This window comes from Methylomonas sp. ZR1 (assembly GCF_013141865.1).
Lineage (GTDB): Bacteria > Pseudomonadota > Gammaproteobacteria > Methylococcales > Methylomonadaceae > Methylomonas.
Genome location: NZ_RCST01000001.1, coordinates 797,466 through 821,077 on the forward strand (window position 1 = coordinate 797,466; position 23,612 = coordinate 821,077).

The following is a 23,612-nucleotide window of genomic DNA, read 5'->3' on the forward strand; positions in this document are numbered from 1 at the left end:
TTGTAGATACGGGCTAAAGGCTTGGGCCTATGGCACCGTCTCCACTTCAACATTAATTTCAACAGGTTTTTGATAATAGATGCCGGACAGTTTACGTTTGAACTCGTCTGTTATATCCCTAGCATCCTGGCGGCTTTTCATCACGCGGGGGGTGAGCAGCACCACCAGCTCGGTTTTGTCCTTATTCCGCGTCGTACCGCCGAAAAGCGGCCCGATTAAGGGTATCTCGTGCAGCAGCGGCACGCCGTCACGCAAATAATCGTTGTTTTCTTTGATCAAACCGCCCAAAACAATGGTTTCGCCACTTTGTACCGCAACGCTGCTCTCGATTTCCCTTTTTTGAATGGTGGGCGAGTCGATGGTGTCGCTGGTCGTGGTTTTGATAGCCTGATTAACACTTTGTAATATGTCCATCAGCACCAATCCACCGGCATTCACCCTGGGCCTAACCGACAAATTGACACCGGTATCGATCATCTGGATCGAACTGGTTTGCACGATACCGTTATTGGAATTGTTGCTGCTCAAATTGCTGGAAACTGAGGAACGTATCGGCACCGAATCGCCGACTTTGATCGTGGCTTCCTGGTTGTTCAGTACCATCAAGGACGGCGAGGAGATGACATTGACGTTATTATTGACAGCACTGGCATTTAGTACGGCTTGAATGTCCTTTGAACCGCTAGAAAAAGCGTAGGAGAAACCACTTGTGCCAAATGCCTTCATAGCATCTTTAGCAACATTTGTGAGACTCAAGCCTTGTGCAGAGCCTCCAGCTGTATCGTTATTTCCTCCGTTATTGTGGCTAAAATACCATTGCAATCCATACTTTAAATCGTCTTTCAGCGTAACTTCCACAATCGTGGCATCGATCATCACTTGTAAAGGCAGCACATCCAGCTGTTTTAACACGCGCTCAATCACTGCATATTCCTGGGCGGTCGCGACGATAATCAGCGCATTATTGCCTTCGTCGGCGATGATTTTGACGTTGGGCATGTCATTGTTATTACTGCCACCCGAACTGCCGCTTAAACTACCGCCGAGTGCGCCGCTGCTGCTTTTATCTTTGGTTCGGTCGCTGAGCGTTCTATCGCTCATCGAATCCTGCTGCCGGTTGGCGCCGCCTGCGCTGCTACTTGATGAACTATCCGACTTTTTATTGGTGGCCGATAATGATTTGCGGCCGGAGGCGATAGAAGCCTTGCTGGATTTGCCGGAACCGCCGCTACCGAAAATATTGCTTAAAGTTTCGGCCAAATCGGTGGCGCTGACATGTTGCGCCCGGTAGACATTCACGCCGCCGGCTGCCGCTGTGTTAATGCGATCCAGCCTATATACCCAGTTTTCAATGTCCTTCAGATAACCGGCTTGATGGGTGACAGCTAATACGGCGTTAAGCCTTTCTATCTCGATAAAGCGGAAAAAGCTGGCTTCGTCGTCTTTGGATTTTTTGGTGTTGAAGATTTGCTCCAGCTCTTCAATGATTTTGCCGGCGCTGACGTTAGCCGGTGTAAACAAAGCAAAGGAGCGGCCTTTTAAAATATCGACATCAAAGGTATTGACCACATCCAACGCCCTGGAGATTTCCGCGCCGGAACCGGCGACCAATATCAGATTACGGTTCGGATCGACATGCAGCAACGATTTTTCCGGCAATAACGGTTTCAATATCTCCGCCAGTTCCGAGGCCGCGACATTTTTGACCGGAATTACCCGCACCTGATAACCATTGGGCATTTTGGCGCCGGACAGCGAACTGATTGAGCTGCTGTACAAGGCTTCGTTAGACGGTTTAATCAGATACATGCCGCCTTGTTCGGTCAGGGCGGCATTATTCAAGCTCAGCAGCATATCCAGGGTTGGGATCAGCTCGTCCTTGCTTAAGGGTTTGGAGGTTTGCAAAGTCACTTTGCCGACCACTTGCGGACTGATGGTGTAGTTCCGGCCGAGAATATCGCTGAGTATTACTTTCGCCACTTCGCCCAGATCGGCGTCATCGAAATTCAAACTGTATTCGCCCTTACCGCTGGTTTTGCCGCCACCTTGGTGGCTGGCTTGCGGGGCGATGCTTGCGTCGCCGCTAGGGTACATTTCGACTTTGGTGATTCTATTTTCGGCGTTTTTATTGGCCTCGTTAGCCAGTTCCGGAATCAACAAAGTATCTTCTTGAGCCGGTTTGTGATCGGCAATAGCCAGTTTTTCATGCAACTGCGGGCCGATAAATTCACAGCCGGTCATGGACAGCGCCAACGCCAACATTGGAGGAATGTTGATTTTTTTAGTTGTCATTGATGTTCTCGGGATTTTCATTAGGTACTGGTTCTATAGGTTTGGCAACGGCGTTGGGCTGCGGCGGTCTGGGCGGTACGGCTGGCTTGCCCGGTACCGGAGGCTTGACTTGCGCACGCGGCTTTCTCAATACGACCGATTTTTCCTGGCTGCCTTGCTGAAGCAGCACATGGTCGGCGTGTATTTGCTTCAGCAGCCAGCCGGATATGCTTTGTTCTTCGGTTATTTTTAAAAACTTTTTGGCTTCGTTGCGCTTTCTAAACAAGGCGGTCGGCTTGTTATTTTTATCGTAAACGCCGATTAACTCCCAATCGTCGATTTGTCCGGAATCTTGAGTTTGCAAATTGTCGGTCGGATTGGTTTCGGCGACTGGCTTTCGGCCTTCCACAAACAAAGGTCTATCGACAATATCGCTGTAGGTTTCCGCAGAGCCGCTATTATCGGCGATATTGGGCAGTTGCTCGGCCGGGGATTCGGTTTGCGGGCGCGGCTCAAGCAGTGTTTGCAATTGCTTTAACGTATATTGACTATACGTCCATTCCGCTGCCAACAGCAGGCTCAGCGTGCCGCAACCCAGTAATTGCAATCTGATCAGCTTCTGATTCATGAGGCTTTGGCTCGCATAAAGCTGATCACTTCAAAACTGACATTCAACTGAGAACTGGGGTCCATTTTGTTGGTGCTGCGGTTACGCGCGCCGCGTACCGGGGAAATGTCCAATTGATCGACCAGCAGCAAGGGCATATTGGTATCCAGACTGTGCAGCACCGCGCGCAATGCTTCAATGCTGCCGCTCATGCGCACTTTTACCGCGATGCGCACAAAATCCTCTTCGGCCTTGCCCGGCAAACCTTGCGTGCTGGTCAGTTGGCCGCCGGCTTCTGTTACCGCGGTTTTGACGATGTTTTGCAGCTCAGCTGAGGCCAAGGCTTCGGTGTCGCTGTCGCTTAGATAGCCTTGCTGCTGGTATTGCTGATTCAATGATTCCAGGTTTTGGGCAACGCTGTCGCGGCGGGCGACAATGGCTTGTTGGCGTTGCAAACGAAACAACAGGTCGTTTTTTTGCTCGCGGTAATCCAGCCAGCTGCTGAATAAAGGCAGCAGTACCAAAAATATCACGGTAAATAACACCAATCCAAGTAGAGCCAGTGCCAGCCAGCGCTGATAGCGCGCTTGATTCATTGCTCGGACCCTCCATTTGCCTCGGATTCTGCTGGAGCAGGCTGGCTGGTGGTCGTCGCCTCAGTATCCTCAGCAGGCTCGGCGGGTGGCGGGCTAACATCCATACTAATTTGGAAGCGCTCGCGCCCGGTGGCTTTATCCTGGGTCAACGGCGAGACGAAACTGACATTGCTGAAATATCCGGAACTTTCCAACAAACCGATCAAAGACGACGCGCCCGGCGATTGACCCTGGATTTGCAGACGTTTGTCCGCAAATTGAAAATGCGTCAACCAGCTGTCATCTTTTAACAAGGAGCTCAGTTCGTTCAATACCGCAACCAGAGCGGGAGACTGGGTTTTAATGTCTATCAAACGTTGGGTTTGCTGGCGTAAGGCATCGATTTCGTGCTGTTGTTCTTCTATTACGCGAGTTTCTTTTTCCAGCGTTTTGATGTGATTTTTCAAGACATCGACGGCTTGACCTTCCTGCCACACCGGCCAAATCAAAACTGCCAGAAACAACAGTAACAGTAAGCTGTTCAGCAGCCAATGCATGGCTTGAGCTAAGGCGTTGCCGCGCGGCCGGTAGCGTTCCGGGAGTAAATTGTAAGCGGGCGCGTCGGCAGGGCACACGGTGCTGGCATGGCAAAAATCCACCCGCACCGGCTGTATCCCCAAAGCCTGTAGTTTGACCAGTTGCTCGTCCAGTACGGTTTTGGGTGTAAATACCAGTAATACTTCAATTTGACCATGCTCGGTTTTGCCGAGCGGTATGGCGGCAAAATAGACTTGCTCGGCCTTGAACGGCGTATAACGGTCCAACTCAAACCCGACAACTTGCTGCAGATTCTCTTGCGCCGCAGCGGGTAAATAGACGATTTTTTTTAGTGCCTGGGTATTGTCCAGGCGCAAGATACATTCGGCTTTTTCAAAATCCGGATGTTGGGCCTTCAAGGTTTGATAACTATCCGCGAGGTTGCTGTCCAAGCGCCATGTCATCGGGGTTTGCTGTTCGGCCTCGCGGTAAAAACGGATTTGAAAATCCGCGTCGGCGGCGCTGATTACGAGTGCGCCACTACGGTCTGTCAGCAAGGATCTGAGACGACTCGGTACCAAAAACGCCAATTCTCGCCCCCACCACTGGAAGAAACGTTTCAGATCGAAATCAATGCTGGTTTGTAAATTCATCTTGAACGGTAATGAGCTGGGATTCCTTGGCCGAGTCGAATAAGGCCAATACTTGCTGACCTTGTTTCCAATCCAGGATTTGGTAGGGCGCTTGGCTGGGGTCTTGGTTCTGGATTCTTACCACTGCTTCGATAGCGGCCGTCGCCTGATCTTCCAGCAGGGTTTGTACCATAATAGTATACGTTTGCTCTTCATCCGCCAATGCCGGATCGGTCTGATCGGCCGTGCTATCGTCTGCCGCAGCCGATTCAGACAAGCGTTTGTCCAAGTATACATCATGAATATTCTGTGCCTTCAGGTTGTCACCAACCATTTCCAGTAACTCCGACGGTGCCCGCCGCAAGTTTAATTCCGCTTGTCCGGAGTAGATGGTAATCCACGGTTGCAGCTGCTCGAAAATATCCGCGTTGAACCCCAGCACTAATTGCAACTCCTCCAGGGATTGAAAAGGTTGATTGCTGGGCTGATAAGCCAGCCCGGCTTGCCGATATTGTTTTTTCTCGGCGCCTTGCGGACGCGGATCATCGTCGGCGTCTCGCCAATCCAGCAGAGCATCCAACAAATTCTGCTGTAGCTTTTTGTCGTCGCTTACCGAACTAATCAAGGCCTTTAATAAAGGTTCCTCCGCGGCGTTGATATCGACTTTGCCGGATTCGGCGATAATTCGGATCCGAATTTCGCTATCGTTGCCCGGTATTCGATAGATACTGCCATCCGCGTGCCAACGCCGCTCGGGATCGGCCTGTTGCAGCATGAATTGGGCAATGTTTAAACCGGTTTCCGCCAGTGCTTGGGCTTGGGCATTGTTTTTCAACGCGCCGGCGACGCTGCTTTCCCTGCGCATACTTAACGCAAAACTGCCGGCCATCAGGCTCAGCAGCGTCAAAATCCAAATGACGATTACCAGCGCCAGGCCGCGTTGCCGATGGGTTGCCTGTGCACGAAGCATGCTATTCATTCGCGATGCCGGGCTGCTGATTTTGCTCGCCGAGCAACGCTTCTGCGTTCGGCTGGCCGTTGATTTTTAATGCAAATATCATGTCCGGCCAAAAACTGTCGTCGTTTAGTGCGATGCTGACTTTTACCAGTTTGGGTAACTGGCCGGTGGCTTGTCCTTGCCATTCGTCCAGCCAAGCACCATTACCGTCAACGTTGTCAGCCGATGCGCCAAAGTAACTGATTTTGAAATGCCGTAAGTTTTCCAATAGCACGACCGGTTCGGCGTCGGCCGGTATCGATTCGGTTTGCCGGTAAGGGGTTAATGCGACTTTCAGGGTCGACGGCTGCTGCGGGTCCAGGCCGACATGAAACACTTGTAAGCCCTTGCGTGCCGACGCGGCCGGCAGCGCAGAGACAAAGCTGATGCTTTGCGGCAAGCCTTCGAAAGCCAGTTTCGGCAATTCTTGCGATGCCAGTTGTTGGTCGTTTTGTGCTTGGTTTTCCTGGATGATAGGGAAGGGTTTGGTATTGCTCAAATGCCGTTTGAAGAATTGGTAAACCACGGCTTTTTTATTCACTTCGCTGATTTTGGCTTCACCGCTGTTCCAGCTTTCCGCGGCTATCCGCAAACTGGCGAAGAGCAAGACCACCATGATCCCCAGCAAGCTGATGGCTATCAGCATTTCGATCAGCGTAAATCCTTTTACCGATGAACGTTGCGACACTAGCCCGGACCTGGTTGTTGTAGTTTTAAGGTATGCAATTCCACGGCACGCGGTTGTTCTGCCTCACCCCACGCCACCACTACCCGCACCGACATCAACACCGGCGCCGGTTTTTGTTGATCGGGATCCGTATCTCTCAGACTGGCACGGGATTGCACTGGCGTCGCCGGATTGACCGTGATTTGCCAGTCGTATTTATCGCCTTCCGTGCCCTGGCTTTCGCCGGTTGTCAGCTCTGTCTCCACCCCGGTGCGGGCCATCAGCGATTCGGCGATTTGCACCGCGATAGTGTATTCCTCGGAAATGACGGCATTGTTAACGCCTGTGCCGAAGATGCGCAGTAGTATCGTCAACGCTATCGCCATGATGGAAAAGGCGACCAGAATTTCCAGCAGGGAAAAGCCTTTATGCCGCTGCATCGGAAATACTGACCTGGCCGGTAATCCAGTTAACGTCGATGCGGCGCAATTGATTACCCCATTCCAGCGTGATTCTGCCGCCGGTGGACGAGCCGTCGCCGAAGAAACGAATATGGCCTTGCTCGCCTTCGCTAAACTCTTCCTCCGCGACCACTAAGGACACGTCAATCTCTTCGGCAAACGGATAAGTTTTGTCGTGGTTACTGATGCGGTAACTGTTGTCTTGCAGGTCGATGGCGACACTGACCGGCTTTTGCGTCATCAGTGCCTGGCCGTGCGCGTAACGCAGGGCTGAGGCCATATCCCTGGCGACGGCTTGTAGCTTGGTACTGCGGTTGCCGGAGCCGATATTGCTGCCGACCACCGCAAAAGCCAGCACGCTGATCAGCAGTACGATGATCAGCTCGATCAGCGTAAAGCCTTGCATACGTTGGCGGGCGGGCAGGGCGGTCATTTATTCCCAGCTGTTGATATCCTGATCTTCGCCTTCGCCGCCCTCTTTTTCATCGGCACCATAGCTGAACAAATCGAACTTACCGTGTTGGCCGGGGAAGACATAGTGATAATCCTGATTCCAAGGATCTTGCGGGATTTTGTCCTTCCGCAGGTAGGGGCCGTTCCAGCGCTTGGCATCGGCCGGTCTTTCCACTAACGCGGCCAAGCCTTGTTGGCTGGTGGGGTAGCGGCCTTCATCCAGTTTGTACATGTCCAGCGACGCCGCCAGATCCTCGATTTGTACTCTGGCGGCCTTGGTTTTGGAGGCGCCCATATGTTTCATCACCTGCGGGCCAACAATCCCGGCCAGCATGGCGATAATGCCCAATACCACCAATAATTCCAGCAAGGTAAAACCGCCGTGGCGGCGTAACATGTGTTTCATTTGCAAAACTCCTTCTATAAAAATGGATGGTACCGGCGAATTCATTCGCCCATGCGCCTAAGCCGCCAGATCGTTTACGCTCAAAATAGCCAGTAAGATGGAAACGATGATGCCGCCTATCATCAAGCCCAGCGAAATGATCAAGGCCGGTTCCAACAGCGCCAGCATCCGCTGGATGGTGGTCTTTAGCTGCTTGTCGTAAATGGTAGCTACCCGCATCAGCATTTCCTCCAGCTTGCCGGTTTCCTCGCCCATTTTAATCATTTGCACCGCCAGTTTGGGAAACAGGTTTTGCTGGGCCAAGGCGTCCGACATGGTCCGGCCTTGCTTGAGCTGGGCTTCGGCATGCTCCAACAGATCGGCCAAGACTATATTGCCGACGGTTTCCCGGACGATGCCCAGCGATTTCAAAATCGACACGCCGTTGCCCAATAACGTGCCGAAGGTACGGCTGAAATTGGCTATTTCCATGGTCAGGATGATCTCGCCGAACAACGGAAACTTCAGTAGCCGGCCGTCCCAGGCTTTCTTGCCGGCCGGATCGGCCAACTGCAATTTTATAGTTTGCACGCTGCCGACAATAACAATCAGCAGTACCCACCAATAACTTTGCAGAAACTCGGCCAGGCCAATCACTATCTGGGTTGGCACCGGCAAGGCTTGGCCGGCGCTATCGAACATTTCCTTAAACTGCGGGACTACGAAGGTCAGCATTACGAACAATGAGGCCAGCGACATCAGCAACAAAATGGCCGGGTAAATCAACGCGGTGCTGACCGTGTCTTTCAGTTCCTGCGAACGTTCCATGTATTCCGACAAGCGCAGCAACACCCCGCCCAGATTGCCGCCCATTTCCCCGGCGCGGATCATGTTCAGATAAAATTTGGAAAACACCCCGCTCTGGCTTTCCAAGGCATCGGCTAGTGCCTTGCCGGCTTTGACCTTTTCCAGCACTTCGCCGACTAGTTTATTCAGTTTCGGATTTTCCTCGGTCAACTGCATCAGAATCGTTAACGACCGATCCAGCGGCAAACCGGATTCCAGCAAGGTCGCCAATTCGCCGGTCAGCATACCGATTTCTTTTTGCGACAGTTTGACGGTAGCAGACTTTAGTTTGAACCCCAGAAAGGTCTTATCTTTCGCCAATTCAATACGGATAGGAATCAAGCCCTGGTTTTGCAATTCCAGCAGCAAGGCCTGCTCGTCTGCAGCATTACGCACACCCTCTTCGGCGACACCCTGACTGTTGACAGCTTTGTAGGAGAATAAAGGCATGTATTTGTTTAGTTTGCTTTTTAGCTGGGTTTGCGCTTCGGTACTCGGCAATGTTTTTGCAATGCCAAAACATGGACACTCGATAACCGTGGCGTAGCGTGTATATGTCTATCACATTTCATGTTACTAGCCCGGCCCTATTGATCACGGATATTCCGATCAAATTGAGTTCATCTAAGCCCAGACGGATATGCCCTTCGATAGCCAAGGGCATATAGGTGACCGGGTATTTAAGGGCCGGGTTAATCATCACGCAGATTCGGTCTGGCGAGGCTTAATTCCGCCGGCAAAACATGCTCGCCACTATAAAGTAGTTGCGGGCGTATCTCAAAACTCCATGCGTATCCCGACATTAAAGGCGTGGCGGGAAACGTATTCCTGGCCGAAGGTGGTGTCGTATTGCACGAACGCCGAGCCGCCAAACGGCAGTTGGGCGGATAAACCGGCGCGCAGATTGATGTAGTCCTTATCGACGCTAAAACTGTTGGTGGTAAAGGCATTGTTAGGCGAATCGACGAAGCGGGTGGTAATCAAGGAGTTTTTGTTGAACCACTGATGCTCCCACTCGACATTCACTTGCGAAACCAGCACGCCCACCGGCGTGCTCAGCGCATGCGAGACCATCGCGCCGATACTGCTGCTCAACGACTCGTTGTCCAGCTCGCCGACTATCATGTTCATGCCTAAACCTGCACCTTGTTCCTTGCGGCCGTTGACAAAGTTGTAACCGTATTCCGTGCGGCCTCTAAGGCCGAATGTCCATTCTTTTACCGCTATGTCGTAACCGCTGCTGAGGCTGGTGCGATTTTGCCAGCCATCGGTTTGGCTGGATGCCGTTTCATTAATCGCTGTGCCGTTGGCGTCGTTATAAAGTGTGACACGTTTGGAATCGTATTGGTTATAAGTCAGGTTGTTGACCAGATCAACGTACCAGTTATCGGTCAGGTTTAACGAGCCGAAGGCTGATAAGGTGTACCCGTCTATGCTTTGGCTGCCGCCCTGTTGGGAAATCAGGGCCGTGCTGCTGCCGTAGCCGGCAGACAAACCCAAGAGTAGCCGTTTGCTCAAGCGATAGTCGGCACCGGCAGTGACGGCGGACATCGTGGACGCATAACCGCGTTGAACGACCGTCGCGGTTCTATCAGCCCATTCGAATTGGCCGTTAATGAATAAGCCCAAATTGCTGAAGCCGGAGATAAGATCGGTGCCGTTGCCGTCGTTATCCGTGCTTAAGGAAATACTGACCGAGGAGGGAGCATTGGATGAGGATTGACCGTCTTTTTCCGGCGTTGAAGCCTGAATGCTGATAGCGTTAGAACTGGGTGTGTTGGGTGAGCTGCCTAAACTGGGCGAACTGGCTGAACTGGTGGGCGCACTGGGTGTACTACTAGGCGTGTTTATGCTGCTTGACGCATTCGGTGAGCTGATACTGTTGGGTGCGCTGAGAACGCCCGGAGCGCTGCCGATAGCCATTGAACTGCTTACCGGTGTGTTGAACGTGGGGGACGACTTGAAACTTGACGCGGAACCGGCGCCGACGCTTGCGGACCTCAGGGTGACGAGTCGCTGAGTGATGTTGCCGGTCTGCAATTTGGCTATTTGGTTCGATACGGTTTGTTCCGCCGCGATTTGACCAGGGCTGATTTGCCGCAACGCGCTGATGAATTGGTCTACTTTGCTGGCATCGGCGTTACCGTTTGCTAAAAAGGGTTTCAAGCCGTTCAATAGATTCTGCAGATTAGTTGGGGTTGAGGCACTGCAGTCTATTTGCTGTAAGGCGTTGGCCAAGGATTGCACGTCGGCGGGGACCAGATTGGGCAATCTGGGCACCATGGTCAGCAAAAACTGCTTTTCCTGCTTGGAAAATATAAACATATCGCTGGAGCCTTCCGGACAGGTAATGCTTTGGTTAAAATTTCCGGAGATGCTGCCGCTGGTGGTTTGCAACAGCACAGACTGCGAAAAAGCCTGTTGCGGCGAGAAGTTAGGCTGGCTGGCCAAGCGTTGTAAGTTAAGCTTTGCGCCTTGAATATCGATGCTGCGCGCAGTAATCGAATCGGTTACCAACTGTCCGTTTACCCCGCCCAATTCCAAATTCAAGCTGCTGGATTGGCGGAAAATCAAATCAGCCGATGCGGCGTCAATGGCCGCTATCCCTTGCCCATTGGCACCCGGCCCCGGCGAGAAACTGTTGTTTATGTCCACGATGCCGGCGTAAGAACCGCTGCCGGATACCGGCCCGTTCAAAGTCAAGTGCGAACCGGCGATGCCGACCGTGCCATTGTTGATGAGCGGACCGCTGACGCTGCCGTTGCCGCCGAAGCTGCCGGCTTGTATGTCGGTCAAAGCCTGACTCCAAACCCCATCTACCCGGGTAGTGCCCGCTGTTTGCCGGTAAGTGCCGTTGCCGATAAACGAGGCATTGCTGGTCACGCGCACATTGCCGGAATTAATGACCGTCGATTGATTGTTGAGGATGAAATTGCCGTTCAGCAATAAGTCGCTGGCGGAGCCTCCTGAGCCGCTGATAATCAAGCTACCTGGGCCGCGCATCTCACCGCCGGAAAGCACTGCGGATTGCACTCTTAATTCGCCAGGGCCCGATAATATGCCGCCAGTCTGCACGTAACGACTCACCTCGGTGCTGGTGTGCTGTAAATTGACGGTGCCGTTGTTTATGGTAAAAGTGCTACCCAGATTGAGCTGCTTGGTCGCTGCGGACGAAAAATTGACGGTGCCGCCGGATACCGTCGTGGAATTGCTTACTGAATAATCGCCGGCGATAGTGGTTGTTCCGCCGCTGAACACCGCATCGGTGGCCGTTAGGGCAACGCCGGCGTTGACTAGATTTGTCCCACCGCTAAAAGTGATATTGGCTGTGCCAAGGTTGGTGCCGGCATTGAATTGTTGCGTGCCTGCGCCGAATTGCAAGGTGCCGTTGCCGGTGAAATTGCCGGAGTGGGTATTGCTGCCGGTAAAATTCAATACGCCGGCATCTACCAGTGTGTTACCGGTGTAGCTGTTAGTGCCGCTCAAGGTCACCGTACCCGAAGTGGTTTTGTTCAAACCCGCGCCACCACCCAAATTGGCGCTGACCTTGCCGGATTGAAGATCGAACGCACTGTTCGAGGTCAAGGTGCCGGTGCCGGTGATAGACCCCGACAGCAGTCGTACGCCTGCCACTATGTCGTTATGGTTGCCCAGAGCAAAGGTGCCGCCGTTGACGATCAGACTGGAGGCATTGGCGAGCACGTCGCTGGTGCCCAAGGCCAACGTGCCGGCGCTGACTTGGGTGTTGCCGGTGTAGGTATTGCTGCCGCTTAGCGTCACGGTACCTGCGGTGGTTTTACTCAAGCCCACGCTGCCGCCTAAATTGGCGCTGACCGTGCCTGATTGCACATCAAACGCGCTGGTCGAAGTCAAAGTGCCCGTGCCGGTAATCGAGCCGGACGTTAATTGCACGCCGGCGACGGTGTCGTTGTTCGCACCCAAATCGAAAGTGCCGCCGTTGACGACCAGACTGGACGTATTGGCAAGCACATCGCCGGCGCCCAAGGCCAACGTGCCGGCACTGACTTGGGTGTTGCCGGTGTAAGTATTGCTGCCGCTCAGCGTCACGGTACCTGCGGTGGTTTTGGTCAATCCGACGCTGCCGCCTAGTGCGGCACTGACCGTACCGGCTTGCATATCAAAGTCACTGGTTGACGTTAACGTGCCGGTGCCGGTAATCGAGCCGGACGTTAATTGCACGCCGGCGACGGTGTCGTTGTTCGCACCCAAATCAAAAGTGCCGCCGTTGACGATCAGACTGGAGGCATTCGCAAGTACATCGCCGGCGCCCAAGGCCAACGTGCCAGCATTGACTTGGGTGTTGCCGGTGTAGGTATTCGCCCCGCTCAGTGTCACGGTGCCGGCGGTGGTTTTATTCAAGCCCACACTGCCGCCCAACGCCGCGCTGACCGTGCCAGCTTGCATATCAAAGTCGCTGGTTGACGTTAACGTGCCGGTGCCGGTAATCGAGCCGGACGTTAATTGCACGCCGGCGACGGTGTCGTTGTTCGCACCCAAATCAAAAGTGCCGCCGTTGACGATCAGACTGGAGGCATTCGCAAGTACATCGCCGGCGCCCAAGGCCAACGTGCCAGCATTGACTTGGGTGTTGCCGGTGTAGGTATTCGCCCCGCTCAGTGTCACGGTTCCTGCGGTGGTTTTGCTCAAGCCCGCGCTGCCGCCTAAATTGGCGCTGACCGTGCCTGATTGCACATCAAACGTGCTGGTAGAAGTCAAAGTGCCGGTGCCGGTAATCGAACCGGACAGTAATTGCACGCCGGCGACGGTGTCGTTGTTCGCACCCAAATCGAAAGTGCCGCCGTTGACGATCAAGCTGGAGGTGTTGGCAAGCGCGTCACTGGCCCCCAAGGCCAACGTGCCGGCGCTGACTTGGGTGGTGCCGGTGTAAGTATTGCTGCCGCTCAGCGTCACGGTACCGGCGGTGGTTTTGTTTAGGCCGATATTGGTGCCACCTAGCTTGGCGCTGACCGTGCCTGATTGCACATCAAACGTGCTGGTCGAAGTCAAGGTGCCGGTGCCGGTAATCGAACCGGACAGTAATTGCACGCCGGCGACGGTGTCGCTGTTTGCGCCCAGATCGAAAGTGCCGCCGTTGACGATTAGGCTGGAGGTATTGGCGAGCACATTGCTGGCGCCCAAGGCCAACGTGCCGGCATTGATTTGGGTGTTGCCGGTGTAGGTATTCGTCCCGCTGAGCGTCACGCTGCCGGCGGTGGTTTTATTCAAGCCCACACTGCCGCCCAACGCCGCGCTAACCGTGCCCGCTTGCACATCAAATGTGTTGTTCGAGGTCAAGGTGCCGGAGCCGGTAATCGAACCGGACGTTAATTGCACCCCGGCCACCGTATCGTTATTGCTGCCTAGAGCGAATGTGCCGCCGTTGACGATCAGACTGGAGGCATTGGCGAGCACGTCGCTGGTGCCCAAGGTCAGGGTGCCGGCACTGACTTGGGTGTTGCCGGTGTACGTGTTGGCGCCGCTCAGGGTCACGGTGCCGGCGGTGGTTTTGTTTAGGCCGACGCTGCCGCCTAGCTTGGCGCTGACCGTGCCTGATTGCACATCAAACGTGCTGGTAGACGTCAAAGTGCCGGTGCCGGTAATCGAACCGGACAATAATTGCACGCCGGCGACGGTGTCGTTGTTCGCACCCAAATCGAAAGTGCCGCCGTTGACGATCAGATTGGAGGCATTGGCGAGCACATCGCCGGCGCCCAAGGCCAACGTGCCGGCATTTACTTGGGTGGTGCCGGTGTAAGTATTGCTGCCGCTCAGCGTCACGGTACCGGCGGTGGTTTTGTTCAAGCCCACGCTGCCGCCCAACGCCGCGCTGACCGTGCCGGCTTGCATATCAAAGTCGCTGGTTGATGTTAACGTGCCGGTGCCGGTAATCGAACCGGACAGTAATTGCACGCCGGCGACGGTGTCGTTGTTCGCACCCAAATCAAAAGTGCCGCCGTTGACGATCAGACTCGAGGCATTGGCGAGCACATCGCCGGCGCCCAAGGTCAACGTGCCGGCGTTGACTTGGGTGTTGCCGGTGTAAGTATTGGCGCCGCTCAGGGTCACGGTGCCGGCGGTGGTTTTGTTTAGGCCGACGCTGCCGCCTAGCTTGGCGCTGACCGTGCCTGATTGCACATCAAACGTGCTGGTAGACGTCAAAGTGCCGGTGCCGGTAATCGAACCGGACAATAATTGCACGCCGGCGACGGTGTCGTTGTTCGCACCCAAATCGAAAGTGCCGCCGTTGACGATCAGATTGGAGGCATTGGCGAGCACATCGCCGGCGCCCAAGGCCAACGTGCCGGCATTTACTTGGGTGGTGCCGGTGTAAGTATTGCTGCCGCTCAGCGTCACGGTACCGGCGGTGGTTTTGTTCAAGCCCACGCTGCCGCCCAACGCCGCGCTGACCGTGCCGGCTTGCATATCAAAGTCGCTGGTTGATGTTAACGTGCCGGTGCCGGTAATCGAACCGGACAGTAATTGCACGCCGGCGACGGTGTCGTTGTTCGCACCCAAATCAAAAGTGCCGCCGTTGACGATCAGACTCGAGGCATTGGCGAGCACATCGCCGGCGCCCAAGGTCAACGTGCCGGCATTTACTTGGGTGGTGCCGGTGTAAGTATTGTTGCCGCTTAGCGTCACGGTACCAGCGGTGGTTTTACTCAAGCCCACGCTGCCGCCCAACGCCGCGCTGACCGTACCGGCTTGCATATCAAAGTCGTTGTTTGAGGATAATGTGCCGGCACCGCTCAAAGTCGCGCCGGCATGCGCCAAACTGAAATTTGCCACAGTGGGCGAAATATCAAGAGCCACATTTTGGCCGACATTGATAACCGCATCATCCGCGGCTCCGGGGTTTGCGGCACATGACCAGTTAGCGGGCGTAGACCAAATATCATCTCCGCCTTGCCAGGTACAAACGGCAGCGTCGGCAGTTGAAAAAAATCCGATCAGCAACGCCGAGAAAGCGCAAGAGGCATCGGCACCGACGCTGCGCGAACGTCGTCTGGCTATCGGAGGATTATTTGCAGACTCGGCTGGCGATTGGCACATCTTGAATCCATGATGTTGATTAAAAAGTGGGTTTTAGTCATATTCCACTTGACGCTATTTGTTATGCGGTATGTTGGCTTTGTTATTCAAAGCCTTTCTAGGTTTGGATCAACGAAAGTTTGTTGTCGGGCGCCGATTAAACAGCTCAAGCTTCGGTCGTTACCCTTAATACCTCTTCTAAGGTGGTGATACCCTGCAAGGCTTTGCCGACGCCGTCTTCGTACATGGTTTGCATGCCTTCCTGGATCGCGGTTTGCTGGATCACGAAAGCTTCTTCGTGTTTCATGATTTGCTTGCGGATCGTGTCGGTCATCGTCAAAAATTCGATGATCGCCAGTCGGCCTTTATAGCCGATGCCGTTACAGGTGGGACAGCCGACCGGTTTGTGCAGCAGGATTTCGCCGGTAGGTTGCCACTGTCTAAGTTTCATTTCTTCGATCAGCGTGTCCGAGGCCGGGTGGGCTTGTTTGCAGTGCGGACAGAGGCGGCGCACCAAGCGCTGGGCCAGGATGCCGTTGATGGTCGAGCTGAGCAGGTATTCTTCCAGGCCCATGTCCTGCAAACGGGTAACACCAGCGGCGGCATCGTTGGTGTGCAGCGTGGATAACACCAAGTGACCGGTCAGTGCCGATTGCACGGCAATTTTTGCGGTTTCCAGGTCGCGCATCTCGCCGATCATAATTACATCCGGATCTTGGCGGACGATGGAGCGCAGGGCCGACGCAAAAGTCAAACCAATTTGTGGTTTGGCCTGAATCTGGTTGATGCCTTCCAGCTGATATTCCACCGGGTCTTCGACCGTGATGATCTTGCGTTCGGAGGTGTTCAGGGTTTTTAGCGCCGCATACAACGAGGTGGATTTACCGCTACCGGTCGGGCCGGTGATCAGCAAAATGCCATGCGGTTGGGCCAGCACTTCCATGAAGCGTTCAGCCTGTTTGCCGACGAAACCCAGGGTTTCGAAATCCAGTACCGCGTTTTCCTTGTCCAGCAAGCGGATCACCACGCTTTCGCCGTGCAGGGTAGGAATGGTGGAAACCCGCAAATCCAGCTCCTTACCTATCATTTGCAGTTTGATGCGGCCGTCTTGCGGCAAGCGACGCTCGGCGATATTGAGCTTGGCCATGATCTTGATCCGCGACAGCACGGCGGCGGTGGAAGCCACCGGCGGCGAGTCGATGTCCTGCAACACGCCGTCGATACGCAGGCGCACTTTCAGGCTTTGCTCGAACGGTTCGATATGCACGTCCGAGGCGCGGCTTTCCACGGCTTTTTGTAGGATGAAGTTCACCATTTTGATGATGGGCGCTTCGCTGGCTAGATCTTTTAGATGTTCCAGATCTTCGCTGCCTTCTTCCTCGACATTCAAGTTGTCCATCAGCTTGTCCATTTGCGACTTGCCTTCGCCGTATTGCAATTCCAACGCGGCGTCTATTTCCGAAAGCTGGCCGATTTGCAATTTAATGGGTTTGCCGGTGGCAAGTTGCAAAGCTTGCGTTACATAGTCGTCTTCCGGGTCCATCACCGCGACTTGGATCTGTTCGTCGTCCGCCGCCAGACCTACGGCATGGTATTGCTTTAAAAAACGCTGCGAAACACTATCCGGCAGCGGCGTTTGCGGCGGGTACTGTGCCGGACCTACGCGAGCAATCCCGCTGGCTTCGGCGAAGCTGCCGGCGATGTCGCTGTCCGAACACAAACCCAGTTTGATCAGCAGTTGCGGCACGGAGTCGTCCAATGCCGATTTTTGCATGCGGCGGACTTTACTCAAATCGCTGTCGGAGAGCTTACCTTTCCTTTTTAACAAGCTGAGAAAGGCGGCGTATTTTTCGGGGTTTTCCACGGTTTCCATGTTCACTGTATCAGCCTAAACTTGCAGAACTCGGGCGCATTGTAGCGATTTTCCACTCAGTCCGGCAGTAATTGTTTATGGGATAGTGACTCTTGTGCCGCGTTAGAGAGGGGATGAGGCGCTGCTCGAACAGTTTCTTGTTTTGGGGTGGCGAGTGTTGGGGATTTTGACGCCCTTGGGTTCCCGCTTTTGTCAGATCGCACCATGGTGAGTTGACGGTTAAATACTGATCAATTGCTTGGTAGGTTGATCATGATGGCAAGCCCCAAAGGCTTGGCATCGCCCCTATACCTGCCTGCACCTTTGTCAAAAGCAAATGTCTGTAGCCATCCTTATATAAATTCAGATGTCAGATCATTTGAAGCGTTTGACCAAACGGGTATTGCCGATACAATCCATGACAAGCTCAACAAAACGTAAATATACGGCTATGGCAGAAAGTACTCACCCCCCTAGAACGTTGCTATTGGTCGACGACGAACCGAACATTATTAATGCGCTGAAACGTACGTTGCGCAGAGATGGCTACAGCATACTCACTGCCAATGGTGCGGAAGAAGCGCTTGATTTACTTGTCGATCATAATATAGCCCTGATCATATCCGATCAGCGTATGCCTAAGATGAGCGGTGTGGAATTTTTGCGCAAAGTTAAAGAGCTCTATCCAAAAACCGTACGGGTGGTGTTATCCGGCTTTACCGATCTTGAATCGGTGACTGGCGCCATCAATGAAGGGGCGATTTACCGATTTATGACTAAGCCGTGGGATGACGAGTTGCTACGTAAGAACGTTCGCGAAGCGTTTGAATATCATGAAATGGAACAGGAAAATCAACGGCTGACTCGAGAGCTCCAACATTCAAACGATTTACTTGCCAGACTTAATCAAAGTTTGGAACAACAAGTGATGCAAAAAACCCGTGAAATCGTACATAACATCAAAATGCTGGAAATATCTCAGGAAATACTTGAACATTTGCCGTTGGCTATTCTTGGCCTTGATGAACGACACATGATCGCCTCTTCCAATCGACTTGCGGACTCGCTATTCCAGCGTTATCCCAACGAATGCTTGCTTGGCCTGCAAGCAGAGAGTGTTTTGCCCGCCCCCTTATTGCATGTATTACAGCAAACCAAGGATTCTGAAACTGCAGCAGAATTTAACGGCAGCTGCTTAGATTTAGGCAATAGCAAGACCCTGTACGTGTGGATAAGCCCAATGGGTGAACTTAGTCAATCAAAAGGCACTATAGTGGCGCTTTCGTCAGTAAAGACATAACCTTGACTGTCTCAGAAAAGTACAGAGGTGGAGTTTGCCGACATGAATACGAAATCCCAAGCGACCCTACTGGCTGATTTGCCGTCCTTACCCACTGTAATCATGGATGCCTTGCAGTTCACGGCCGACAAGCAAAACTTGTCCAATCTCGCCAACAAAATTAGTCAAGACCCACACATGGCGGTACGCATTTTGCGCGTCGCCAATTCGCCTTTTTACGGTAGGTCTCGAGAAATTGGTTCTTTGCAGGAAGCGGTGGTGGTGTTGGGGCTTAACCGGGTAAAAAACCTGTTGTTAGGCCTTGGTTTTATGAACCTGTTTCGGTTGGACCGCCAAGATTTCGACTACTCACAGTTTTGGCATCACAGCATGGCAGTCGCGGAGTGTGCTCGACAATTGGCGATTCATACCGGTATGGATCAGGATATTGCTTTTACGGCGGGATTGCTGCATGACATCGGGCTGCTGGCCATTGTTTTGTTATTTCCAGACGATTTCAGCCGTATTACTACGGGGCAACATCTCAATAGAATTGAAGCGGAACGGCGCGTTTTGGGGTTTGATCATGCGGAGATCGGCTGCAATGTCGCAAAGCATTGGAATTTACCGATGGCGATTCAGCATGCTATCGAACAGCACGAAATCCCACGCGGGCAAGATGAAGGGAAATCGTTAGAATTGATGATCCATATGGCCAATTTTCTGGTACTTGCCACACAACGCGACGACCAGGCTTTTGAGTATCCGGAGTCTATTGTGCAGATACTTGAGATGCTGAACATTCCTCTTGACCAAGCCATAGACTGGGCTAATTCTAGTCAACAATTCGCCAATCAGGTCGTCGCCAGTCTATAAATTCGGGAGCATTATGTTATTAACTGAATCGCAACAATGGGACTGGATTTATAACCTCTACCAATTAGGGCAATCCGATGCGTTTGAAGAAGATACAAACAAGATATTCGAAAAATTACTGCGTCATATTGTAGAGGGATTTAGAGCCGATACCGGCTCATTAGTCTTGTATGAAGGCGAAGACAGCAGCTGTTTAACCATAGTCGCTGCGCTCGGTTTGCCTGAGGAATGTGTCGGCAGCGCGATACCCAATGGCAACGGCGTGATAGCTTGGGTATTGGCCAACCAGCAGGCGCTATTGATCAAGGGCGACATCAATAAAGACTCGCGCTTTCTCCGCTACCCACCCAAAACCAAAACCCGCATACCGGTTGCCTCCATGTGCTGGCCATTGCAGATAGGCCAGCGCTTGATTGGCGCATTATCGGTCAACAGTTTTAACGATGAGTGTAGTTACACGGGAGCGGATTTAGACCACGGACAAAAATTAGTTAATCCGATCACGCTCGTGATCGACAACATTAGGTTACATGGTGATCAACGCAAGCGCATCCAGCAGCTTGCCAACGCAAATCAACGCTATGCCAATGCCAACCAGCAATTAATAGAGGCTCACAAACGCTTGAATGAGTCGGAAAAACGCCTTAACGACATTTTAAATTCACTGGATAGCGTGGTCTGGTCGATGGAGCCGGTCACGATGAAATTGCTGTATCTCAACAAGGCCGCCACTGAGGTATCCGGTCGGCCGGTCGAGGATTTTTTAAACGATCCGCAGTTATGGCTGAATATTATTGATCCGACTGATAGAAAGCAGGTGGAAGCCAGTCTGGCCGATTTAAAGACTAACAGTATCCAGAAAGTCATCTATCGTATTCACCGCCCCGATGGCGGGCTTCGTTGGTTGTTTCATCGCATGTGCGCCGTTTGCGATGATGCCGGCTCACCGGTACGCATCGACGGCATCACTGTGGATATTACCCAGCATAAAAATGCCGAAGACTTGCTGAAACAGCGCAATCAGGAATTACAGACAGCCCTCGACACCATACAAGAAGTCCAGCAGCAATTGGTACAGTCCGAAAAAATGTCTTCCATCGGCCAATTGGCGGCGGGCGTCGCGCATGAAATCAACAATCCTATCGGCTATATCAACTCCAATCTCACTTCATTGAAAACCTACGTGGAAGATTTGCTGGCCTTGGTGGAAAAATATGAAAAAACTGAGGGGGAATGCGCCGACGGCGAACAACTTCGGCAAATTCAGGATTTCAAGCAGCAAATCGATCTGGTTTTTTTAAAAACCGATGTGCTCGATTTATTGGTTGAGTCTCACGAGGGGGCGTCGCGCGTCAAAAAAATCGTTCAGGATCTCAAGGATTTTTCGCATGCTGGCGGTGCCGACGACTGGCAATGGACGAATTTGCACGACTGCTTGGATAGCACACTGAATATCGTCAATAACGAAATCAAATACAAAGCCCGTGTGGTCAAAGCATACGGGGACATCCCGCATGCCTGGTGTTTGCCGCATCAGTTGAATCAAGTATTTATGAATTTGCTGGTCAACGCCGCCCACGCCATTGAAAAGGAAGGTACGATCACCATCCGTACCGGCAGCGAAAACGGCACCCTTTGGGTTGAGGTCAGCGATACGGGGCAAGGTATTTTGCCCGAGCACGCCAATAAAATTTTCGACCCTTTCTTTACCACCAAACCGGTGGGCAAAGGAACGGGATTAGGACTGTCCGTTTCCTACAGCATCGTTAAAAAGCACCAGGGCGAAATTAAGGTAGACAGCCGGATCGGCGAAGGCACCACCTTTCGCGTGGTATTGCCAAAAAAAGAACAGCCGGTCGACTTATGAATTTGCCGCCATCACCAATGACTAATGATCGGCGGGCGGCTTTACTGTTTGTCGATGATGACACCAATGTGCTCAAAGCCTTGCATCGACTGTTTCGGCATGAAAATTACACGCTTTATCTTGCGGAGGGCGGTGCGGAGGGCTTGACGGTTTTGCGCGAGCATACCGTTGATATAATTGTTTGCGATATGCAGATGCCGACAATGAGCGGCGCCGAATTTTTCGCTCAAGCATTTGAGCGATGGCCCGATACCGTGCGTATCTTGTTAACAGGCTATGCCGATTTAGAATCGACTATCCAAGCAGTCAACAAAGGCCGGATTTACAGTTATTGCACGAAACCCTGGAATGGCGAAGAATTAAAACTATTGATTCATAACGCACTGCAAGAAAAACGTTTGCGTGAAGAACAGGAACGCTTATCGGCTATCATCCGGCAACAGAACGATGCACTGAAAGCCATCAACGAACATCTGGAAGAAAAAGTCGAACAACGTACAGCAGAGCTGGCGCAAGCCAATAAAACCCTGTTGCTCCACAATCAAGCCATTGAAGCCGCACGCAATGGCATCACCATTACCGATGCCAGACAAGCCGGCAATCCCCTGGTTTATGCCAACCCGGCGTTTCAACGCATTACCGGTTACGACAAAGCGGAAGTACTTGGCCGTAACCTTTCGTTTCTGCTGGGCGAGGATCATGATCAGCCTGGCTTGGAGAGTCTCCGAATTGCAATTCGCCGGAAGACAACCGGCTATGCCGTTATCCGTAATTATCGCAAGGATGGCTCGTTGTTCTGGAATGAACTGGCTATCGCGCCAATCAAAAACGCCAACGATGAAGTGACGCACTTTGTCGCTATCGTCGACGATATTACCGAATTCAAATCCAACCAGGCACAGTTGGAATATCGAGCCAACTATGATGATCTAACCGGGCTGGTCAATCGCAATCTTCTTAATGATCGTCTAAATAACGCCATCAGTACCGCGCAACGCGAGCACAAAGTATTCTGCCTGTTTTTTATGGATCTCGATGACTTTAAAGTCATCAATGACACGATGGGACATTCGGTGGGGGATGAGTTCCTAAAAATCATTGCCGGGCGACTGCTGAATTGCGTCCGAGCTTGCGATAGCGTAGCGCGATATGGCGGCGATGAATTTGTCTGTGTATGTCCAAGCATCGCTAAAACCGATGATGCTGCTTTGATCGCGGCGCGAATCATTACCGAAATCTCGCAGCCTCTACAGCTGAATGGGCACACCCTGCATGGGGCGGTAAGTATCGGCATCAGTTTTTATCCTGCAGACGGGGCGGACAAAGAGACCCTGCTTCAGCATGCGGATACCGCCATGTATGACGCTAAGGATAAGGGTAGGAATAGCTTTAGTTTTTATACTCAAGCGTTTAACCAACGCCTTATGCAGCGTTTGATGCTGGAGGAAGACTTGCGCCAGGCTTTACGATTGGAGCAATTTGTCGTCTATTATCAACCCAAGTTCGATTTGCATAGTGAACAAATTAGCGGTATGGAGGCTTTGCTGCGCTGGAACCATCCGGAAAAGGGCTTGATTCCCCCCGATCACTTCATTCCATTGACGGAAGATACCGGCTTGATTCTGCCGATAGGCGAATGGGTGTTGCATACGGCCTGTTTGCAAGCTAAAGCTTGGCAGTTGGCGGGACTACCCGCCATCAATATGGCGATCAATGTTTCACCCAAGCAGTTGCATAGTCCCACGTTTGATCAAACTATTACCCGTGTTTTACGGCAAAGTGGATTGGACGCGAGTTTTCTGGATTTGGAGATAACCGAAGGCGCGGTGATGCAAGACCCGGATAATGTAGCCATTACTTTGACCCGGCTAAAGAATATCGGCATTCGGATTTCCATGGACGATTTTGGTACGGGTTATTCAAGTTTGAGCTACTTAAAACGATTTCCCTTCGATAATCTTAAAATAGACAAGGCATTTATCAACGATATTCCGTTGGGAGAGGGCGATGTTACATTAGTGTTGACCATTATTGCGATGGCGCACAACTTTAAACTTAAAGTGGTAGCCGAAGGGGTTGAAACACAGGCACAGATGGATTTTTTGGCGCGGAATGGCTGCGATGAAATTCAGGGTTATTTCTTTAGCCGACCGTTGCCGGCTTCGGAAGTAGAGCAACTGCTGAAAAAAACCAACTGACCGGGACAGCCAATTTCGCTTATTCGCGGATAACGGGATTTTTCATCTAATGATCA

The 23,612-nt window shown here is 52.5% G+C and carries 16 protein-coding genes; 4 read left to right on the forward strand and 12 right to left on the reverse strand.

Going from position 1 to position 23,612, the window contains the following annotated elements:
* Positions 1–27: 27 nt before the first annotated feature.
* The 12 genes from gspD to gspE all read right to left on the reverse strand — a co-directional run bounded on the left by gspD (position 28) and on the right by gspE (position 17,357).
* The gene (gspD, locus tag DDY07_RS03590; RefSeq protein WP_171694836.1) at positions 28–2,292 is read right to left on the reverse strand and encodes a type II secretion system secretin GspD; all 2,265 of its coding nucleotides are present in this window, start codon (positions 2,290–2,292) and stop codon (positions 28–30) included.
* Positions 2,282–2,899 carry a hypothetical protein gene (locus tag DDY07_RS03595; RefSeq protein WP_171694837.1) on the reverse strand — a complete coding sequence of 206 codons (618 nt, stop codon included), beginning with the start codon at positions 2,897–2,899 and terminating at the stop codon, positions 2,282–2,284. The genes gspD and DDY07_RS03595 overlap by 11 nt, the downstream gene beginning before the upstream one ends.
* Positions 2,896–3,474 (reverse strand): type II secretion system protein GspM, encoded by a 579-nt coding sequence (gspM, locus tag DDY07_RS03600; protein ID WP_101052139.1) that lies wholly within the window; start codon positions 3,472–3,474, stop codon positions 2,896–2,898. The genes DDY07_RS03595 and gspM overlap by 4 nt, the downstream gene beginning before the upstream one ends.
* On the reverse strand, positions 3,471–4,643 hold the full coding sequence (locus DDY07_RS03605; RefSeq protein ID WP_171694838.1) for a PilN domain-containing protein: 1,173 nt from the start codon (positions 4,641–4,643) through the stop codon (positions 3,471–3,473). Before DDY07_RS03605 ends, gspM begins: the two co-directional genes overlap by 4 nt.
* Positions 4,621–5,601 carry a general secretion pathway protein GspK gene (locus tag DDY07_RS03610; protein WP_171694839.1) on the reverse strand — a complete coding sequence of 327 codons (981 nt, stop codon included), beginning with the start codon at positions 5,599–5,601 and terminating at the stop codon, positions 4,621–4,623. Before DDY07_RS03610 ends, DDY07_RS03605 begins: the two co-directional genes overlap by 23 nt.
* Positions 5,594–6,307 carry a prepilin-type N-terminal cleavage/methylation domain-containing protein gene (locus DDY07_RS03615; protein WP_171694840.1) on the reverse strand — a complete coding sequence of 238 codons (714 nt, stop codon included), beginning with the start codon at positions 6,305–6,307 and terminating at the stop codon, positions 5,594–5,596. The genes DDY07_RS03610 and DDY07_RS03615 overlap by 8 nt, the downstream gene beginning before the upstream one ends.
* Entirely contained in the window at positions 6,307–6,726 is a 420-nt protein-coding gene (locus DDY07_RS03620) for a prepilin-type N-terminal cleavage/methylation domain-containing protein (RefSeq protein ID WP_171694841.1), read from the reverse strand. Before DDY07_RS03620 ends, DDY07_RS03615 begins: the two co-directional genes overlap by 1 nt.
* Positions 6,713–7,180, reverse strand: coding sequence for a GspH/FimT family pseudopilin (locus DDY07_RS03625; RefSeq protein ID WP_033159572.1), 468 nt, complete (start codon positions 7,178–7,180; stop codon positions 6,713–6,715). The genes DDY07_RS03620 and DDY07_RS03625 overlap by 14 nt, the downstream gene beginning before the upstream one ends.
* The gene (gspG, locus tag DDY07_RS03630; RefSeq protein WP_033159576.1) at positions 7,181–7,606 is read right to left on the reverse strand and encodes a type II secretion system major pseudopilin GspG; all 426 of its coding nucleotides are present in this window, start codon (positions 7,604–7,606) and stop codon (positions 7,181–7,183) included. It lies immediately after the preceding gene.
* 57 nt (positions 7,607–7,663) lie between these two features.
* On the reverse strand, positions 7,664–8,881 hold the full coding sequence (locus tag DDY07_RS03635; RefSeq protein ID WP_171694842.1) for a type II secretion system F family protein: 1,218 nt from the start codon (positions 8,879–8,881) through the stop codon (positions 7,664–7,666).
* A gap of 327 nt (positions 8,882–9,208) precedes the next feature.
* Positions 9,209–15,505 (reverse strand): autotransporter-associated beta strand repeat-containing protein, encoded by a 6,297-nt coding sequence (locus DDY07_RS03640; RefSeq protein ID WP_171694843.1) that lies wholly within the window; start codon positions 15,503–15,505, stop codon positions 9,209–9,211.
* Positions 15,506–15,650: 145 nt separating this feature from the next.
* The gene (gspE, locus tag DDY07_RS03645) at positions 15,651–17,357 is read right to left on the reverse strand and encodes a type II secretion system ATPase GspE (protein ID WP_171697693.1); all 1,707 of its coding nucleotides are present in this window, start codon (positions 17,355–17,357) and stop codon (positions 15,651–15,653) included.
* Positions 17,358–17,754: 397 nt separating this feature from the next.
* Between gspE and DDY07_RS03650 the strand changes: the two genes are divergently transcribed.
* Genes DDY07_RS03650 through DDY07_RS03665 form a run of 4 tightly spaced genes read left to right on the forward strand, consistent with a single transcriptional unit; the run spans position 17,755 to position 23,556 of the window.
* Positions 17,755–18,636, forward strand: a complete 882-nt coding sequence (locus DDY07_RS03650) for a response regulator (protein WP_253734396.1) — start codon at positions 17,755–17,757, stop codon at positions 18,634–18,636.
* A 42-nt stretch (positions 18,637–18,678) separates the two neighbouring features.
* Positions 18,679–19,491: an HDOD domain-containing protein gene (locus DDY07_RS03655; protein ID WP_171694844.1), complete on the forward strand. Its 813-nt coding sequence runs from the start codon at positions 18,679–18,681 to the stop codon at positions 19,489–19,491.
* A gap of 13 nt (positions 19,492–19,504) precedes the next feature.
* Positions 19,505–21,358, forward strand: a complete 1,854-nt coding sequence (locus DDY07_RS03660) for an ATP-binding protein (protein ID WP_171694845.1) — start codon at positions 19,505–19,507, stop codon at positions 21,356–21,358.
* 17 nt (positions 21,359–21,375) lie between these two features.
* A complete protein-coding gene (locus tag DDY07_RS03665) occupies positions 21,376–23,556 on the forward strand; it encodes an EAL domain-containing protein (RefSeq protein WP_171694846.1) in 2,181 nt (726 codons plus the stop codon).
* Positions 23,557–23,612: the final 56 nt, after the last annotated feature.

Bases quoted from the DNA above. Each gene is read 5' to 3' on its own strand.
- DDY07_RS03640 (WP_171694843.1), bottom strand. From the start codon at position 15,505: ATGTGCCAATCGCCAGCCGAGTCTGCAAATAATCCTCCGATAGCCAGA.
- DDY07_RS03610 (WP_171694839.1), bottom strand. From the start codon at position 5,601: ATGAATAGCATGCTTCGTGCACAGGCAACCCATCGGCAACGCGGCCTG.
- DDY07_RS03655 (WP_171694844.1), top strand. From the start codon at position 18,679: ATGAATACGAAATCCCAAGCGACCCTACTGGCTGATTTGCCGTCCTTA.
- DDY07_RS03650 (WP_253734396.1), top strand. From the start codon at position 17,755: ATGACAAGCTCAACAAAACGTAAATATACGGCTATGGCAGAAAGTACT.
- DDY07_RS03620 (WP_171694841.1), bottom strand. From the start codon at position 6,726: ATGCAGCGGCATAAAGGCTTTTCCCTGCTGGAAATTCTGGTCGCCTTT.
- gspE (WP_171697693.1), bottom strand. From the start codon at position 17,357: ATGGAAACCGTGGAAAACCCCGAAAAATACGCCGCCTTTCTCAGCTTG.
- gspG (WP_033159576.1), bottom strand. From the start codon at position 7,606: ATGAAACACATGTTACGCCGCCACGGCGGTTTTACCTTGCTGGAATTA.
- DDY07_RS03665 (WP_171694846.1), top strand. From the start codon at position 21,376: ATGACTAATGATCGGCGGGCGGCTTTACTGTTTGTCGATGATGACACC.
- DDY07_RS03605 (WP_171694838.1), bottom strand. From the start codon at position 4,643: ATGAATTTACAAACCAGCATTGATTTCGATCTGAAACGTTTCTTCCAG.
- DDY07_RS03595 (WP_171694837.1), bottom strand. From the start codon at position 2,899: ATGAATCAGAAGCTGATCAGATTGCAATTACTGGGTTGCGGCACGCTG.
- gspM (WP_101052139.1), bottom strand. From the start codon at position 3,474: ATGAATCAAGCGCGCTATCAGCGCTGGCTGGCACTGGCTCTACTTGGA.
- DDY07_RS03625 (WP_033159572.1), bottom strand. From the start codon at position 7,180: ATGACCGCCCTGCCCGCCCGCCAACGTATGCAAGGCTTTACGCTGATC.
- gspD (WP_171694836.1), bottom strand. From the start codon at position 2,292: ATGACAACTAAAAAAATCAACATTCCTCCAATGTTGGCGTTGGCGCTG.
- DDY07_RS03660 (WP_171694845.1), top strand. From the start codon at position 19,505: ATGTTATTAACTGAATCGCAACAATGGGACTGGATTTATAACCTCTAC.
- DDY07_RS03635 (WP_171694842.1), bottom strand. From the start codon at position 8,881: ATGCCTTTATTCTCCTACAAAGCTGTCAACAGTCAGGGTGTCGCCGAA.